15 protein-coding genes and 2 pseudogenes (1 of these 17 running past the window's edge) are annotated in these 17,646 nt (G+C 41.3%); 10 read left to right on the top strand and 7 right to left on the bottom strand.

The window, feature by feature from the left end; genetic code table 11:
* From F3741_09345 to F3741_09325, 5 genes are all read right to left on the bottom strand, one after another.
* The coding region (locus F3741_09345; GenBank protein ID MZG30989.1) for an outer membrane lipoprotein-sorting protein at positions 1-830 on the bottom strand (830 nt) is incomplete at its 3' end.
* A 15-nt stretch (positions 831-845) separates the two neighbouring features.
* Positions 846-1,457 carry a membrane integrity-associated transporter subunit PqiC gene (locus F3741_09340; GenBank protein MZG30988.1) on the bottom strand — a complete coding sequence of 204 codons (612 nt, stop codon included), beginning with the start codon at positions 1,455-1,457 and terminating at the stop codon, positions 846-848.
* Position 1,458: 1 nt separating this feature from the next.
* A complete protein-coding gene (locus F3741_09335; protein ID MZG30987.1) occupies positions 1,459-3,660 on the bottom strand; it encodes an MCE family protein in 2,202 nt (733 codons plus the stop codon).
* 5 nt (positions 3,661-3,665) lie between these two features.
* Positions 3,666-4,922, bottom strand: a complete 1,257-nt coding sequence (locus F3741_09330) for a paraquat-inducible protein A (protein MZG30986.1) — start codon at positions 4,920-4,922, stop codon at positions 3,666-3,668.
* A gap of 357 nt (positions 4,923-5,279) precedes the next feature.
* Positions 5,280-5,846, bottom strand: coding sequence for a hypothetical protein (locus tag F3741_09325; protein MZG30985.1), 567 nt, complete (start codon positions 5,844-5,846; stop codon positions 5,280-5,282).
* A gap of 626 nt (positions 5,847-6,472) precedes the next feature.
* Here F3741_09325 and F3741_09320 point away from each other — a divergent pair.
* The 3 genes from F3741_09320 to F3741_09310 are packed head-to-tail and all read left to right on the top strand — an operon-like array spanning position 6,473 to position 9,353.
* On the top strand, positions 6,473-7,375 hold the full coding sequence (locus F3741_09320; protein ID MZG30984.1) for a hypothetical protein: 903 nt from the start codon (positions 6,473-6,475) through the stop codon (positions 7,373-7,375).
* 35 nt (positions 7,376-7,410) lie between these two features.
* Positions 7,411-8,388, top strand: coding sequence for an ABC transporter ATP-binding protein (locus F3741_09315; protein MZG30983.1), 978 nt, complete (start codon positions 7,411-7,413; stop codon positions 8,386-8,388).
* The gene (locus tag F3741_09310; protein ID MZG30982.1) at positions 8,385-9,353 is read left to right on the top strand and encodes an ATP-binding cassette domain-containing protein; all 969 of its coding nucleotides are present in this window, start codon (positions 8,385-8,387) and stop codon (positions 9,351-9,353) included. The genes F3741_09315 and F3741_09310 overlap by 4 nt, the downstream gene beginning before the upstream one ends.
* Before the next feature lie 480 nt (positions 9,354-9,833).
* Here F3741_09310 and F3741_09305 read toward each other — a convergent pair.
* Positions 9,834-10,057 (bottom strand): annotated as a pseudogene (locus F3741_09305) (transposase).
* On the opposite strand from F3741_09305, the gene F3741_09300 reads away from it, so the two are divergent.
* Genes F3741_09300 through F3741_09290 form a run of 3 tightly spaced genes read left to right on the top strand, consistent with a single transcriptional unit; the run spans position 10,049 to position 11,601 of the window.
* On the top strand, positions 10,049-10,558 hold the full coding sequence (locus tag F3741_09300; GenBank protein ID MZG30981.1) for an OmpA family protein: 510 nt from the start codon (positions 10,049-10,051) through the stop codon (positions 10,556-10,558). The pseudogene F3741_09305 and the gene F3741_09300 sit on opposite strands and share 9 nt — an antisense overlap.
* Positions 10,536-10,925, top strand: coding sequence for a PilZ domain-containing protein (locus F3741_09295; GenBank protein MZG30980.1), 390 nt, complete (start codon positions 10,536-10,538; stop codon positions 10,923-10,925). The genes F3741_09300 and F3741_09295 overlap by 23 nt, the downstream gene beginning before the upstream one ends.
* Positions 10,926-10,962: 37 nt before the next feature.
* Positions 10,963-11,601: a hypothetical protein gene (locus F3741_09290; GenBank protein MZG30979.1), complete on the top strand. Its 639-nt coding sequence runs from the start codon at positions 10,963-10,965 to the stop codon at positions 11,599-11,601.
* Positions 11,602-11,626: 25 nt separating this feature from the next.
* Here F3741_09290 and F3741_09285 read toward each other — a convergent pair whose 3' ends face one another.
* Positions 11,627-12,010, bottom strand: coding sequence for a hypothetical protein (locus F3741_09285; GenBank protein ID MZG30978.1), 384 nt, complete (start codon positions 12,008-12,010; stop codon positions 11,627-11,629).
* Between the two features lie 330 nt (positions 12,011-12,340).
* Here F3741_09285 and F3741_09280 point away from each other — a divergent pair, with 330 nt between their 5' ends.
* The 4 genes and pseudogenes from F3741_09280 to F3741_09265 form a co-directional block, all read left to right on the top strand.
* On the top strand, positions 12,341-13,672 hold the full coding sequence (locus F3741_09280; GenBank protein MZG30977.1) for a bifunctional folylpolyglutamate synthase/dihydrofolate synthase: 1,332 nt from the start codon (positions 12,341-12,343) through the stop codon (positions 13,670-13,672).
* Positions 13,623-16,238, top strand: coding sequence for an LPS assembly protein LptD (gene lptD, locus F3741_09275; protein ID MZG30976.1), 2,616 nt, complete (start codon positions 13,623-13,625; stop codon positions 16,236-16,238). Before F3741_09280 ends, lptD begins: the two co-directional genes overlap by 50 nt.
* A complete protein-coding gene (gene pyrE, locus F3741_09270) occupies positions 16,235-16,873 on the top strand; it encodes an orotate phosphoribosyltransferase (protein ID MZG30975.1) in 639 nt (212 codons plus the stop codon). The genes lptD and pyrE overlap by 4 nt, the downstream gene beginning before the upstream one ends.
* Before the next feature lie 242 nt (positions 16,874-17,115).
* Positions 17,116-17,646, top strand: a pseudogene (locus F3741_09265) (2-oxoglutarate:ferredoxin oxidoreductase); it runs 288 nt beyond the window's last position.

Genomic DNA, 17,646 nt, shown 5'->3' with positions numbered 1-17,646 from the left:
GGCTCGATATAAGGGTAGTTCTTATACAACCATTCAGCCGAAAATATTTCTTCGGGCACATAATCATGCGAGAAAATTCTGCGGGAGGTCTTGATCAATGACTGATGTTGATCTTTTTTATTTTCCATGAGAATCATATTGGCGGCCAACCTATCCTGGCTGACTTTCGCAAGGTCATGCTGACTCTGGATACGGTTAATGCGTCCATGCTTGTCAAAGTGATGAGTCAGGGTGATAAACAAATTATCCTGTTGGACATGGTGACGTCGCAAGACTCTTTTTTTCCGCAAGGAATCACCAGCCTTATAAACATCAACAATAAAATATTTAATTCCATCCACTTCTTGATCTTCACGACGCAGATAATGATGCTCGCCTAAAACTTCACCAGTGAGGTTTTCTACAGAAAAATCCGTTCCAAGAAAGTTATCACCACTTTCTTCGCCAGCGCTTTCCAGCAGCTGCTGTCCATAGGCCGGCAAATAAATATATTTGCTTGTTTTTCCATCAGGATTACGAAGGGCCAGCAAGGCAACGCCCTTGACTTCCTTTGGGTAATCAAACAACAACAGAAACCTTACCGAACCATCTTTTTCCACTCTGGAGTATCGCCTGGCCCTGCGGGTATCGCGGTCTCCATTCCTGTCCACCATAACCATGGATTGCTCTTCATAGATATAAGGGAATTGCTGGTGTCGCCTATCGACTTCTTCCATGATTTCTGCGCCAGTGGTTTGACTACTGACGAAACCGATACATTCATGAGGTTGCAAACAGAAAATGACTAAAATAAATAAAAAACACAAAGGATTATGAGGAAGTAGCTTCATCGATATTAGAGCTATTCAAGATTCATAAGTGATAATTGTTTTTGCAATGCGCTCGCAGAGATCCCCGTATAATTGACGCATCACCAACACCATTTGCTCGTAATTCCCTTTTTTAATAGTTTCTTCACCTTGCAGTTCTGCATTGAACACACCCAGAGGCTTTGATTGCGCCTTACTGGAAAGTTGCCAGCGCGCCACCAGCTTTACCTTTTGGTTGCTTTCCAACTCAAATTGTTCAATATGGATTTGAACCCGATAGTCAGGCAATGATGCAGAACGGTTCAAAGGGGTCCCTATGTCAAGCGTTGACAATAAGGCAGAGAGGTTTCTTGACATAGTGCGCAAAAGGTTTTTGCGCAAATTCTCTCCCCATTGATGAGCTTCTGAAAACTCAAGCTGACTTTTACTGGTTCGGGTTGCAATATGAAAACGTTCCAGGTATTGGGGGATATGAAGACTGATAATTTCTATACTCAGGGACCTATCCGCTTTAAACTGTTCTTTCGGATATTTTATCGGATCAACAAGATAGTAACGAATTGGAGCTGTAGAGCTTACACCTGAACAGCCATATAACAAACAGGCTAAAAATACTGAAGCTATTATTTTAGATAAAGGGCTCCGCATATTATTCTCCTTTGGCGTTTCGGTCTTTGCCAAAAATCAGTTCTTGAGGATTGCGCTCCAACGTTTCAATCAATGAACGGATGGCTCGTGCCGTTTCTTCAAACTCCCGGGTTAATTCAATCAGGTTATATTGAATGGGCGAACTGGGCTCCATCATACTGCTGGTCTTATCCAGAGTTTTGCTTAAATTATCCAGTGCAAGATGTCCCGCATTGATGGCTTCCTGAATATTTGATTTGTCCACCTTGGCCATGATGCTCTTGAAGCTTTTCAATGATACCCGAATATCCTCTACAGCCTCAGTAATACCGGGTGACATGATCAGTTTATTTGCGTTGTCCGCTGTAACAATCGCACTGTCTATGGCTTTATTTGCGTTACTTAAGGTTTGTTTTGACTCAATCATTATTTCGTCCACATCTCTAAGTGTCTTCGAGGTGTCGGCAATCAGATTTGAATCATCCACCTTTTGAGTAATATTTTTGAAATTTTTCAATGCAATACGAATATCTTCTATAGCTTGGGTGATAGCGGGCGTTGTAATGAGCTTATTGGCATTATTGATGGCCTTGTCGGCGCTACTTAATGTCTGATCAATGCCGGTTAATGTATTGCTCGCGCTTTCTATAGCTTTTCCAGTACTGCTTATAATTTTGTCTGCACTGGTTACAGCCTTGTCAACATTGTTAATAACTTTGTCGGCACTACCAAGTGTTTTTGTAGCACTCGCAATCAAACCTGAATCATCCACTTTTTGGGTGATTTTCTTGAAATTTTCCAAAGCGATACGAACATTTTCTATAGCTTTTGGGATGCCAGGATCTTCAATCAGAGCGCCTGCACTATTAATAGCATCATCCGCAGTGTGCATGGTTTTATTGGCAGTTTTAATGGTATCAATCAATACCGCGGTGACTTCTTCAATATCGACCTTGTTTAGTTTAGCCAGCAATTCTTCAGCGGACTGGGTGATAGCTCCAAAGTTGGATGTTGGCAGTGTAGGCAATTCAGGGAATGGAGTTTTGCGGCCGCTTAGATTAACAGGTGTTCCGGGGTGCATATCCAATTCGATATACAACTGGCTTGTTAGCAGACTACCTGTTTGCAAACGTGCCCGGAGACCGCGTTCCACAAGTCTATTTAATGCTTGATGGGAAGGCACCTCACCTTGAACTCCCCGCTCAAGAATTCTTTGAGGTTCTATCTCAATCAACACTGGAATGAGAAAAGAAGTGCTGTCGCTATCAAACTCCAGCCTCACATCCAATACCGAACCAACCTTAATGCCCTTAAATTCTACCGGTGCACCCAGGTTCAATCCGCGAATGGAACTATCGAAAAACATGATGAACTTAACCTTCTTTGTGTAGGCATGTTTCTCGATGCTTTCATAACTTTCATGCAAGGTGAAAACCAGATTATCAACGTCGGTGGTTGCCTGCTCCAGCGTCTCCGGTGTTTCAAAAGCAATACCCCCGAACATCATGGATTGAATGGATTCGGTCTGTACCTTGAAACCGTCAGCCCCCATGGATACATTGATGCCGCTTACATTCCAGAAATTAGTATTCCCCCGAATCAACTGGTCAAATGGGTCTTTGATAAAGGTATGTACAAAGGTGCTCTTTCTATCGTTTCCAAGTTCATATCCCAAAACCTCACCCGCCAGCAATCCTTGATAATAAACTGGCGATCCCGTATCTATCGAACCAAGTTTTTGCGTAACCAATGTGATCTTTTTTCCCTGTTCATCAGACTTGACCACCGGTTGTTTTTCAAGCCCAACAAAATGCAATTGAGGAGCACCGGTACCTGGCTCAATTTCAATATAAGCTCCCGAAATCAGCGTGCCCAAACCAGACGCCCCTCGCAAACTAAGTTGTGGTTTAACCACCCAAAAACGTGTACTTCGGCGTAAAAATTTCTCTGATCCCTGGATAAAATCCACCGTAAGAATGGTGTGTGAAAAATCATCACTGAATTCAATTTTCTCTACAACACCTAAATCGACATTCTTGTATTTGACCTTGGTCTTGTCTACTTCAATGCCTTCCGCTGTCTTAAAACTGATAGTCGCACGCGGACCCTTTTCGGAAAGAGTCTTTACGATCAGCCAACCACCGACCAGGAGAGTGACCAGGGGAATAATCCAGACAATGGAGGGACCGGATTGCTTGCTGACTTTTGGGCTTGAAATATCCAATGGCTTTAATCTTTATTATTGTTTTCTTTTATCTGATCCCATATCAAACGTGGATCAAAACTATGTGCCGCAAACATGGTTATCACAACAACTCCTGCAAAAAAGATCGCTCCTATTCCAGGACGTATTGTTGACAAAGCATCCAAACTGACCAGTGATGACAAAAGTCCTACCAGAAAAATATCCACCATGGACCAGGCCCCAACAATCTCCGTGACACGATAAAGCATGGTGCGATCACGGGGACGCCAAATGGATTTTTTTTGAACACTGATCAATAAAAAACACAAAATGACGAGTTTTAAAACTGGCACAACAATACTGGCTATAAAAACAATCATGGCCAATCCCCACATTCCGGATTCAATTAAATGTAATACCCCGCTAAGGATTGTACTGGGTTCCCCTTGTCCAAAACGGATCACTGTCATTACCGGGTAAACATTGGCAGGAATCAACAAAACGAAAGCCGCGATCAGCAATGCCCAGGTGGCTTCTATACTGTTATTTTTTCTATGGTGTAAAGACGAGTGACAACGAATGCAATTCTGGTTTTTACCTATGTCTCGAGTCAAGTATCCGCAAGTGTGACAGTTCAAAATAGTATTTTCGGCAAGGTCTTCTTGAGATATCTCTGAAGAGTGCCCCGTTAAAGACCATAAATCATACGGATCAAAATTGGCCCGGGCGGCAGTATAAACCAAAAGTAACAGAGCTAGTGCTATCAGGCTTGGGCCTGTGTCCACATTCGCCAGATCCTGTAATTTAACAATGGCAATCAATACACCCAGCATGAACACACCGACCAGGCTCCAGGGAATAATACTGTTCACAAATCGGTACACCTGAGGCATGAAGGGAGCCACAGTTCCGAAGCGCGCCGGAATGAGTAAATAGAGCATACCGACAATCACAATAAAGGGGAAAAGAATGCTGGTTAGTATAATAAGAACGCCCAGTTCCCCCATGCCAAGTTTATACATAGCCCAACCACTGGAAAATAGAATGTTCTCAACAACACGTCCTCCTAATTCCAACGATAAAAAGGGAAACACATTGGCTATAATAAAAAGGATCAATGCCGTTAGATATAAAGCCAGACTTCGGTTTATGGAATCCGGAATATGGCGGTAAAGCAAATATCCACAATATTGACAGCTGGCTTTTGCGCCCGCCGGGATAACTTCGAAAAAGTGGAAGTGATCACATTCGTGACAAGCTATTATTTTCCCATTAGTGCTGCCTGCCATTGTTTTCTCCATTTCCAGAATTAATCCCAAAAACCTCTAAGTTTTCTGGAAGTCACAAAATTTCAATTCTTTAAATGATAGGAATTTTAGGAATGCTAGACAGAAACGCCCCTTAAGTCAACATAGTAATTGATGTTAAGGGAGTGAAAATTAGGGAACAAATATGTTTAACGCATAAGAAAATCAAAAAAATGTATCATTTACATAGGGAATAGGCACATTTACAGTAAAAATCGCTATTTTTGAAGGGTGTTTGGGGGATGGTTACCTAACCGGCAGCAAATAACAGTATTCTCAATCGTTCAATGCAACACTATAAATTTTGGATAAATGGATGGAGCGTTCTTTTAAGACCTTCGATATCTAGGCTTACCAGTAACGATAAGGCCAGTAGGGACCGTAAAAATAAGGCCTGTACCAGGGGCTCCAATAGGGAGCAGAATAAGAAGGGTTAATCGTTGTATCGTCTAACAAATGCAATTCTTCTACCTCAATAACCGGGAAATTATAGGGGTAATCACCCACTTTCCCCAGCTTTTTTCCTGTCACTTTACCAACACCTATTAGTTTTCTACCGGCTGAATAAATTTCCGGCTCAAGATAACCCTTATTAAAAAACAGGAATCGTCCACCTGAGTAATCTCCTCCCTCTAGATTGCCGTAGGAATCGATATTTTTATGCACGATTTCCAATTCTGTTCCATCTTTGATATTACGGGTAACAACGATCACCCCCCCAAACAATGCTTGTTTCCCTATAAATGAACTGGGGTCTTCAACCAAAGACTCAAAACTAATACCGGGATCAAGTCCTTCTCGTATTTTTTGGGAAACTGGATGGGCGCAACCTGCCAAGAAAACAGCAATGAGAAACTCTGAGAAATATAATTTATAATTGAAGCTCACAAACCACCGCCTCTCATATTCTATTCTCATAATAGAAAGTTGCTCTGATTTGTCCAGCCATACAATAGAATTGAGCAAATAAATCTATCAGCTTTCGCTCCTGTATTTAAGATTGAACAACCATAATTCATTCGTTACCATAATAATTAACAGGCGTCCGTTTTTATTCTTTCATTACCTCCTTTATTATGGCGGGAATGCATTTCAATTTCTAGAGCTTAACCGATTCCTCTTAGCTAGCATTCATGATGAAAATGACAGCTACCCTCATTACAAAATTGTTCCTTTCCTCAAATGCATATGTGGAAATCAACTGGGCAAAGAGATACTTTGAACAGGCAGTGGATCACCATCTCACCGGGAATAACGATGCATCAATCAAAGCATTTTAAAAAATCCCTGCGCCATAACAATAAAAACGCGACCACTCATTACTACCTAGCATAGCTTAAATGCTCATTCAGCCTTCACTTACAATTTATCGGCCATTTTCAGCCACCCATTAAGGGTTGAATTAGAAAGGATAATAACAGGCAGAATATCAATAACTTTAATCTGCGTATTTTATTTCGATTCTTTTAACTAGCTTTTGACATCAAACAGTGGGCGTACTATGATGATATCTATTGATAAATAAGGTAATCAGGAGACAAGATATGATTCGGGTTCGAGCGAGCCAGATTTTCACCCATTCCATGGAAGAAGTTGTTGCCGCAAAAAAGCAATTGGATAGCGGCACCCCCTTTGAAGAAGTCGTGACAAAATTCAGCACCTGTCCATCTAAAGAAAACGCTGGTGACCTGGGCTGGATGCCGGAAGGAAACCTGCAATCCATTATGGGTAAGACCGTTACTGAAGCAGACCTGGGAAATATTATTGGCCCCGTCCACTCTCAATATGGTTATCACATTTTAAAAATTTCTGAAATTGAAGTGGAAAAGATTGAAGGTCCGTTCAATGCAGAAGTTTCCATGGCAACCGCAAACCAGATTTTTCCGGATGTCCACACCGTACTTTTCAAAGAATTTCATATTGGAATGCCTGTGACACCTTACAAGACTGAAGACACCCTCGCTTCTGTATGCCAGGATCAAGGAAAAAATCTACAGGAAGTCATCAACTGCTTGAACAGAGAGTATTCTGAAAAAAATATCGCCATCATGACCTGCGAGGAACTGAAACAAAAAATAGATTCCGGCAACAAACCTACGATGCTGGATATTCGCGAAAGCTGGGAAAGAGACATAGCAAAAATAGAAGACTCGCACATTATCAATGCCGAAAACAATGAACATGTTCTGGGAACATTTGAAAAAGATCGCGAAATCGTTTTGATCGACTGGAAACAGGACAGAAGCCCAAGTTTCCAGAAATGGTTGAGCCAGAGAGGGTTCAAAAATATAAAATGCCTGGAAGGTGGAATCGATTTCTGGTCAGAAAAAATTGATACCCGACTTAACCGTTATGATATTGATGAGGATGATGGGTACCGCTACGAAGATATCCTCGAGGAAAATAATGAAGAACATGATGACCACGAAGGTCATGACCACTCCTGAAACGTTTTCGATAATCCTTTTCAGAAAACACCTTCATGCACCCTCTTCTCGAAATCGAAAACCTAAGCACTTATTTTCACACCGAAGAAAACGTCGTTAAATCTGTTCGCAATGTGGACCTTAGTATAAATAAAGGCGAAACTCTGGCACTGGTTGGTGAATCAGGTTGCGGGAAATCCGTCACCGCGCTGAGTGCCATGCGCCTCATTCCCACCCCGCCGGGCAAATTCGAATCGGGCCGTATTCTCTTTAATGGAGAAGATCTGTTGCAAACATCCGAAATGGAAATGCAAAAAATCCGCGGCAACGAAATCAGTATGATATTCCAGGAACCGATGACTTCTCTCAATCCGATATTTACTGTTGGAGATCAGATAATGGAAGCCATTCGGCTGCACCAGAACAAGACAGAGACCCAGGCCCGCGAGCTGGCACTGCATGTTCTGAAGCAGGTAGCCATCCCCTCTCCTGAAAAACGACTTGATCAGTATCCACATGAGTTGTCTGGTGGGATGAAACAACGTGTGATGATCGCCATGGCAATCGTCTGTCAACCTGCACTCCTTGTCGCAGATGAACCGACCACCGCTTTGGATGTCACCATTCAGGCACAAATTCTTGATCTGCTTGATCACTTGAGAAAAGAAACCCACATGTCAATACTGCTCATAACCCATAATCTGGGTATCGTGGCTCAATATGCTGACCGTGTAGCCGTGATGTATTCCGGGAAAGTGGTGGAACTGGCTCCTGTTGAAGAACTGTTTTCCTCACCGGCGCATCCCTACACCCGTGGACTACTTAATTCTTTACCAAAAGATGGGGCCAGACTGGAGACAATACCTGGGTCCGTTCCCCATCCTGCTTTTCTGCCCGAGGGTTGTGCATTTTATCCCAGGTGCACTGAAAAACTTGATCGATGCATGAAAGATGTTCCTCAGCTGGCATCTTTTGAAGAAAAGAATTCGCACCAGACTGCCTGCTGGTTATATGAAACCACACCCACCGCATGAAGAAATTATTATCCGTCCAGTCTCTAAAAAAACACTTTCCTGTATATGGCGGACTTCTATCAAGAGAAGTTGGGCAGGTGAAAGCTGTAGACGATGTTTCCTTTGATATCCATGAAGGTGAGATTTTAGGGCTGGTAGGCGAATCAGGTTGTGGCAAGACGACTGTAGGGCGCTTGAGCCTGCATCTCATGCAACCCACATCCGGCAAAATATTTTTTCAAGATACTGATATCTTTAAACTGGATAGAAAGGCATTGGCAAAGATACGCCCCAAAATGCAAATCATTTTTCAGGATCCATACAGCTCTTTGAATCCACGATTTACCGTTGAGCAGATCATTGGGGAGGCGCTATCAGTTCACCTAAACATCAAAGGCAAAGAATTGCGTTCTAATGTGGAATCACTGATGGAGAAAGTGGGGCTTTCAACTATGTATCTACAACGGTACCCACACGAATTTTCAGGAGGACAACGGCAACGCATAGGTATTGCCAGGGCATTGGCTCTTGCTCCACGCTACATCGTTTGTGATGAACCCGTTTCCGCGTTGGATGTATCGATCCAGGCTCAAATCATCAATTTATTGCAAACACTGCAACAGGAAGAAAACCTTTCAATGCTTTTTATTTCCCACGACCTCAACGTCGTCAAGCACTTGTCGCAAAGAACAGCCGTTATGTATCTGGGTAAGATTGTGGAAATAGCCAACACCGAACAAATAGCCAACAATTCGGCTCACCCCTACACACAGGCATTGCTTGCTTCCAAACCATCGCTCGACCCCAAGTCTCGAAACCGCCCTATACCTTTACCGGGAGATGTCCCTTCACCACTCAATCCCCCTTCAGGATGCCATTTTCATCCTCGCTGCCCAAAAGTAATGGATCGGTGTAAAAACGAAGTACCCCAACAAATTGAATTGGAAGAAGGCCATCAAGTTCACTGCCATCTCTACGATGAATAACGGTCTAATCAGGACATCAAACTATTTAGTCTCAATGGACAAACTCAGTAAAACTCATAATCTACTGGCGAAAACAAGCATCTCACCAAAAAGCCTTAGACTTGTTAATTAGACCTGAAAAAAACCAATAAATTTTTGAGTTTAAACTAATTATAGCCACGCAACCAACCGTTACGAACAAAAATGCATAGAAAACAGTTGGAAACCCGGATTTTATGCCATTTTGATGCGGATCGGGCAAATATTGTGTCAGGTCAAACGAGGCTAACTAACGGAGAATATTGCAGAAAAAAGGGTAAAGTGGTAAATTTATGTGTATTAGCTAAGAGTTGATTGTGCAGCTACCCTTCTTTGGTCGATTGTAATTTCAGATGGGGCTGTCAGTTCAGAGCTTCCCTCCATGTTCCACATTTTTTCTTTTGCCGCAAGCATATTTTCAGTAAAAGTTTGCATCGGTGTTCTTCCCTGACACCGTTTTCACTGATGAGTACGTTGATTATTATACCGATCCAACCAGACATCCACATCTTTTGTATTTCATCAACGGTTAAATAAATCTTCTTTCTCAGGGCAATACTATAAAACTCATTAAGAATTGTTTTATTGAACCGTTCACAGATTCCATTGGTCTGCGGATGTCTAGCTTTGGTTTTAGTATGGTCAATGTTATTTCAAGCCAAGAGTAGCTGATAGTCATGTGTATCAGGTTACTCGAACTTTTGGATAGTGCCGAGGTCAAGGAAAGCATTCAAAATTTGACAGGCATGAAGTCTAACGATATATTGAATTATATTACAGAGGTTGCTGAAGAGACAGAACTTGATGTTGATACCAGCGAAGCGCAAGTTGTAGTTCGAGTTCCTAGAGCAAGCCTTTTTAAGCCGGGAGAGGCAGATTTACAGTTATCAGCGAGACCTGTGTTAGACGAAGTTATCCGAGTTGTCAATAAATACCCGGACTACAAGATCCACATACAGGGCCATACTGATGACGAGCCCATTTCCACAGAAAGGTTTCCCACTAACTGGGAACTTTCAGCCGCCCGGGCTACAGCAGTTTTGAGATATTTTTATGATAAAGGTGCAGAGCCTGAACGCATGACTGCAACGGGCTATGCGGATACATTTCCTTTGGCAACGAATGATACTGCGCCAGGAAGAGCTAAAAACAGGAGGGTAGAATTTGTTCTGGAAAAAGAAAAGTAAAGATACCGGGAAAAAATTGTTCAAAAACCCTACTGAAACCAGAGGGGCTTTTAGGGTTTACCCCTCAAAAGAGAACCCTATCCTCATCAGTGTAGGTGAAACTCAACTTAAAGCCGTTGATATCAGTGCCGGTGGAATTTCATTTGATAATAAAAAGTTCAAATTGGGAGCAACATATCCTCTTGAACTCACTTTACCAAAAGGAAATGGAACTTTTAGTGTAAAAACCGAAATTCTCAAAATAGACGACAAGAATGTCTGTCGCTGTAAAATAGTTGGTCTTAGTGCCGATCAGGAAGATCAAGTGCATTCTTACATCCTGGCTCGTCAAAAAGAGGAAATAGCCCAAAAAAAAGGCATTAATTAAGGACCACAACCTTAATTAATGCCGCACCTCTTTTAGTATGAGTGAAACTAATCCCACCCCACCCTCTCCACGCGAAAGCTGGCAATTGAAAGACATGGAAATGATCAGCCATGTCGAAGTGTTTCTAAACAAGCCCGCGATACTAAAAAAAGTTGAAAATCGTTTAACAAACCTTAAAGACGCTATGGCCATTGAGCTACTTTCCTGCGCACATCAATTACCATCAGGCACTGACATAGAAAAGGGTCAGATTGCCAGGGGTGAAAACCACAACGGATTTCCCTTTTTATCTCTGGATATCCCACAAAATTTTTCAAAAACTGAAATGTATACTTTTAGAACTCTGTTCTGGTGGGGCCATTATCTGGGGTTTTCCATGATATTAAAAGGTGACAAACTCAATACATATTTTCAGCGCCTAAAAGACAATTGTATGGAACCACCTTTTCTAGATATATACCTTTCTATCGCCCGCAACCCCTGGGAGTGGCGCATGGACAAAAAGTTTTTCATTCCTGTCAGTGAACACCCTGCATGGGTTGAACAATCGGCTAAACAGGACTATATGAAAATTATGCGAATACATCCTATCGCGGACGATTCATTTAGAGAATTAGACTGGACTCAGGCAGGAATTAAATTCTGGAAAGATGTGTCACCTGTTTGCCTGGGGTAACCTTCTCTCATTATAATTTTTTGTATTATTCATTTTGAACATACACCAGAGGATGCTTCCAAAGGATTTTGTTTTCTGGAATCAACCTCAATTTCCCAGAGCCAGTAAAATCTTTAAACATTATTACTTTGTGCAAAGATGGGGCAATTGGTGAAACACTACTACCTGGGACATGCATAGGGGTTGGTACCATAAACACTTTTCGCTCACGACTTGCGTTTTTTGATTCAGTTTCTTTTTTTATCAATTTACCTAAAAAAGGCAACTCGCCTTTAACTCTTACAGCATAGATATTTTCTAACCCTTCCTCCTCCGATTTGGAAAAAACCGCGATGCAGTCTTGCGTCAAAACAGAATTGTCCAAAATACCTTGAATTTTAAACCCATAACATGAATCTGGCAGTTTCATTGGCGGGCATATTCTGGTATAACTATCAGAAAGAAAAAAAAACTCTTCTGTCTCACTGTCGGGCTCCTTCCTTTCCCGACCGGAGGAAAATGAGACCAGAGGAATTATAATCTCGGAATCGTTCTTCATAGCTTTATTCTATAGGATCCTGCGCCTTTTAGGCCCTTCTGAATTTTTCCCAGATAATCCTGATTAAAATAACAGATATTTTTTAACTTTAACTCCTGGAACATGCTTTTGAACATTTTCCAAGTGCTGACTATTTTCTGCAAAACTGAGCTCGTGATGAAAGTCACTTCAGAATAACCACATTAAAAATTTTTAATACTTATGAATGCATCTAACTATCAAGAAGCGTTGGACTACCTTTACAGTCTTACAAAAAGTGGTATTAAACTCGGACTTAATAATACATCCAGACTTCTTAAGCATTTTGATAATCCTCAATTAAATATTCCCACCATCCATATTGCTGGCACCAATGGTAAAGGGTCTACTGCGGCAATTACAGAATCTATTTTAAGAGCATCTGGACTCAAGGTCGGACTTTATACATCCCCTCATATTCTGGATTTTCGCGAACGCATTCAAATTGATCGAAGCATGATTGAAAAACAACAAATCACAGAGTTGATCTATAGAGTCAAATCTGCTGTTGAAAAATTGAAAACCCCGGTCACATTTTTTGAGTTTGGAACAGTTTTAGCCTTTCTTTATTTTCACGAACAAAATACCGATATGAATGTTATCGAAGTCGGGCTCGGGGGTCGACTTGATGCCACCAATCTTTGCAAAGCCGAAATATCCATTATCACCTCCATTTCAAGGGACCATACTCAGTTCCTTGGAGAAGATCTGGAGCAAATCACCTTTGAAAAGGCTTCAATTATAAAGGAAAGCGGTACAGTTTTTGCTGATATTGATAATGATGAACTATTTCAAATTGTCAATGAATTGGCCCTTAAGAACTCAGCAGAGTTATATCGGCTGGGAGTGGACTTTCAGGTAACACCTGAAGCAAAAGAAAATGAAATAAGCAGCTTCAGTTACAAATGGGGCACTCAAGTACTAAACGACCTGCATATTCCTCTAAAGGGCCATTTTCAAAGGAATAATGCGGGATTGGCTGTGTCAGCCTGTTTGGCTTTAAGAGAGCGCGGTTTCAATATTGAAGATAGGCATCTGAAAGACGGAGTGGAAAAAGTTTCCTGGGAAGGCAGGCTGGAAACGGCTTTTTCACACCCGAAAGTGGTCCTGGATTGCGCTCACAATGAAGCAAGCGTCAGAAGTCTGACGATGGAATTGCTTGAAAACTTCAAGTTTTCAAGATGTTTCATAGTCTTGGGACTGATGCGGGACAAAAAAATTGATGAAATTATCAATATTTTATGTCCCCTGGGAGATGAGTTTTTTTTGGTCTCGGTCAACCCTTCTCGAGAGGAAGCGCCTGAAAAACTGGCTGAAAGACTGAAATCATATAACAAACCGTCTCAATGCTTCGAAGACGTTTTTGAAGCAATGCGAGCGATTAAAAGAATCGCTAACAAGGATGATTTGATTTGTATCACAGGCTCCATATTTTTGATTGCGGAAGCCAAAAAATGTTTTAAATATGAAAATACTTTTTTTAATTCTGGGAATACTCTTCACTCAAACGAGTGAATCTTTTTCCTATGTAAATAATATATCAAACATTCGGTTACCAGATCCTCCTCAGGAAAAGGTTAGAAAATTCCCTGAATCAGATAAAGCATCACTTGAACCTGACTCCTCTAATATTGAATGGATGTGGGGAAGCAGGATATTACTATCCCCATCTGAACAGCTGTATTTGGAAGCTGAAGAAGATGAAGCGATGACCGATTGGTTGTGGGGAAATGCAAAACAGTTGGAACCCAATGAAAATTTGGAAATGCCTCGCCAACTGACCTACCCCAATTGGGTCCAGAATGTCGATAGCCCTATAAAGCCTTTATCAAAGAAGAAAAGTCAACCTGAAGGTGGAGTGTTTCTCACCGCAGATCACATGACACATGACAATAACCGGAACTTAATCTGGGCATGGGGAAATGTGATCATTGACATGGAAGACAGGGTTATTAAAGCCGACAAAGTTAAAGTAAATAACAATACCGGCAATGGTCAGGCAGTGGGTCATGTCAGAATCATCCGTAACGATGGAACCCGTCTCAAAGCCAAGAGAACCCGTTTTAATATCGATAACCAACAAGGCCGTATCTTTGAAACTCGAGGCCGAGTTGGCAAGCAGTTTTATATAAAGGGAAAAGAAATCACACGATATTCAAACACGCATTTTACAGCTCAAAAAGGACACTTGACAACCTGCGAAGGAGCGCTGCCAGATTGGCTTTTTGAAGCAGAATCCATGGACATTGTAATGGGCGATAGGGTATTTTTTAAAAATGGTATCTTTAAAATAAAAAACTTCCCTATTCTATATTTTCCAATAGGATATCTCCCTATCGACCAAGAACGAAAAAGTGGATTTCTAGTCCCTTCATGGGGTACCGGCGGCAATGAGGGAGTGGTCGTTAACAATGCTTATTATTGGGCTATCGACAAACACTCTGATGCAACATTCGGTCTGGACTATTCACAAAACCGTGGTATTAAACCAGTACTAGAGTACAGATACACACCAAGTCTCACCACTGCTGGAACAGTCAATGCTTCATTTATTGATGACAAGTTAACCGGCTCGACATTTTGGCAAGTACAAGCCGAGCACAGACAAAAGCTCCCGTTTGATTTCAATTTTAATGGAGTTCTTGATCTGAGAAGTCAGGAATTTAATAGAAACTTTACTGATAACTCCAGCATTAGATCAGTACGCAATACAGATTCCTACGCAAATATCACAAAAACCTGGGAAGGTAGCTCTCTGGATGTTTTGACCCGGTATCGCGACAGCTCTCAAGCAGGCAGTGACCAAACCTTTGCTCAACTCCCACAAATAACATACAAAACCCAAAGGCAGCCTGTTAAGAAACTCATGAGATCATTTTTTAATAATGATTCATGTGATACCAAACTAAATGAGAATAATAAAGTTAAGAAACAAATTAATGATATTTCACAAACTCAACAGTCTGATCAGCAAAAAGACACCTGCCGTAAAAATAACTCTGTCAAACGGGGTACAGAGCTTTTATTCAATCAGGACTCCAGCTTCGCATCCTTTCTAACAGACCTGAATTCGGACCCAGATATAGATGACAATTATTCAGTTCAACGATTCGACTTTCATCCTCAATTCACTTATCCAATGAGAATTGCTCCCTGGTTAAGCTTCACCCCTACCCTGGGGTTTAGAGAAACCATTTACAGTAGAGGATTAGACACAACGAATAACAATGAACGTCTTGACTTTTTCACCCGAGAATCTTTCGATATAAACGCTAGCATTGAAGGACCAAGGTTTGAAAAAGTTTTTGAATTTAAAAATAAGAACGTCCCTAAAGTTAAACATCTTTTAGAGCCTCGCATAACTTATAATTTTATTCCCGATATAGATGAAAATGATCGTGAAAAAATCAGGGTGTTCGATGGTAATGATACAATCAATAGACAAAGTACTATCACTTACTCTCTAACTCAAAGGCTGTTACAAAAAGAACGCGACAAGGAAGGAAATTATAATACCAGAGAGTCCGTTCGCTTTGACATCAGTCAGACGCTTGATCTAATAGAAGCAACCGGTGGAGAAGATTCTGAAAATAAACGCCCGTTCACAGACTTGCGTTTTGACATGGACAGCAGAGTACACGATAATCTGGAATTTAATTTTGACTCCACGTTTAATATCTACGATAAAACTCTACAAACATTCAATGCAGAGGTGGGGCTGAAACCTGTGGACTCGCTGTATTTATATCTTCAGAGGAGATTTACCAAAGACCAGACAACTTTTTACGTTGGAACAATAGACTGGAGCTTTGCTAAAGGCTGGAGAATGCAGGGTTCAGCCCGTTTTGATGCGAGAGCGGGAGTTTCTCGGGAAAATAATTTCAACTTGTTGTACGATGACCCATGTAAATGTTGGGGTATCCAATTTGGTTTTATAGACAGAGTTAACTTGGTACAAACTGTTGATAGCGAGAGGGAAACTAAATTTTTGTTTGGTTTTACTTTGAGAGGGCTTGGATCTTTAATGATAAGAGGTGCCAATGAAAAGTTAATCCACCGGGAATTTCAATCTATAAGATGACAATTGCAGAAAAAATTGCACATATAGCGTTGGAAGCTGGAGCTATCCAAATCAATGCCCAGAAACCATTTACCTGGGCTTCCGGCTATAAAATGCCAATTTATAATGATAATCGCCTGCTTTTAGGGAATGCAGATCATCGCTCTTTAATAGCCAATGGTTTTCAAGATCTATTAAAAAATTATGTTGAGGGCATAGATGTCATAGCTGGAACGGCAACTGCCGGTATTCCTCATGCAACCACTCTGGCTGACATGCTTCAACTTCCATTGATCTATGTGAGATCGAAGGAAAAATCTCATGGCATGGGTAATAAAATTGAAGGTATTCTGAATAAAAACCAGAGGGTGTTGGTCATCGAGGACCTTGTTTCAACAGGTGGAAGTGCAATCAACGCTGTGACGGCCATACGAGAAGCCGGTGGCATTGTTGAGCACTGTTTCAGTATTTTCAGTTATGGTTTTCCCGAAGCAATAGAAAAATTCAACAATATCTCTTGCCAACTCCATTCAATACTGGTTTTTTCTAAACTACTGCAAGTAGCTCAATCTAAAGCAGATATCTCTCAAAGTGACATTGAAATACTGCTTTCCTGGCAAAAAAATCCTTTTGCATGGGGAAAGAAGGATTTTTGAGGTTTAGCATAGGGTTTTATATTGAAAAACACCCTCTCTCGCATGCAATTCCTGACATGAATATTATTGACAATACCCCCTCATTAATAATAGTATGGCCGTTTCTAAGTCGGGCTTGCCCAAGTAGAAAAAGTAGATTGCTTGTTTAAAAGCCCATGTTTCTTATCGTTTAGGTTAATCCGGATTCCCTGCTAAGGGATACAGGTTTTAATTTGCAAAATATTCATTGGAGATTTGTTTAGATGCCCAAACTAGATTTAGGTCCTATTGGTTTACTTCCCGCTTCTGCTGCAGCACAAGGAATTTTTCAGCCCGAGAAAGATTCAGGGTTTGATTTGGTCGAAGGGGAACATGTTCCTACTGATGATGCCATTACTAAAGCTGCGCATGAAATATTAACAAGACGCAACCCAACTTTGTTTCCGGGACCAATGATTGTTTGGGGATGGACCGAAGAGACGGACCGTAAAGCAGAACTGGCGATGGACCTGGTTAAAGAGGTTCCCGGCATGAACGTAATCACAATGCCCGATTATCGACCTATATATCCAAAGATTGATCCCGAAACAGTAATCAATCCTTGCCACCCTAATTTAACGATCCAGCATAATAAGATTGAAAGCTGTATCCTGATCGGAATTCACTGTCACTTTGCTAACATAACTTTAAAAATGATCCGCGCTAATACAAATTGTTACACAATGGCGTTTTGTGCTTACGATGGTCATGAAGATGCCCTTCTCTCCTTAAGGGATTTAGATGGATCCAAGCTG

Source organism: Nitrospinota bacterium (assembly GCA_009873635.1).
Taxonomy (GTDB): domain Bacteria; phylum Nitrospinota; class Nitrospinia; order Nitrospinales; family VA-1; genus LS-NOB.
The sequence above is the reverse complement of the archived record's forward strand: the minus strand, read 5'-3'. Positions and strand labels throughout refer to the sequence as shown.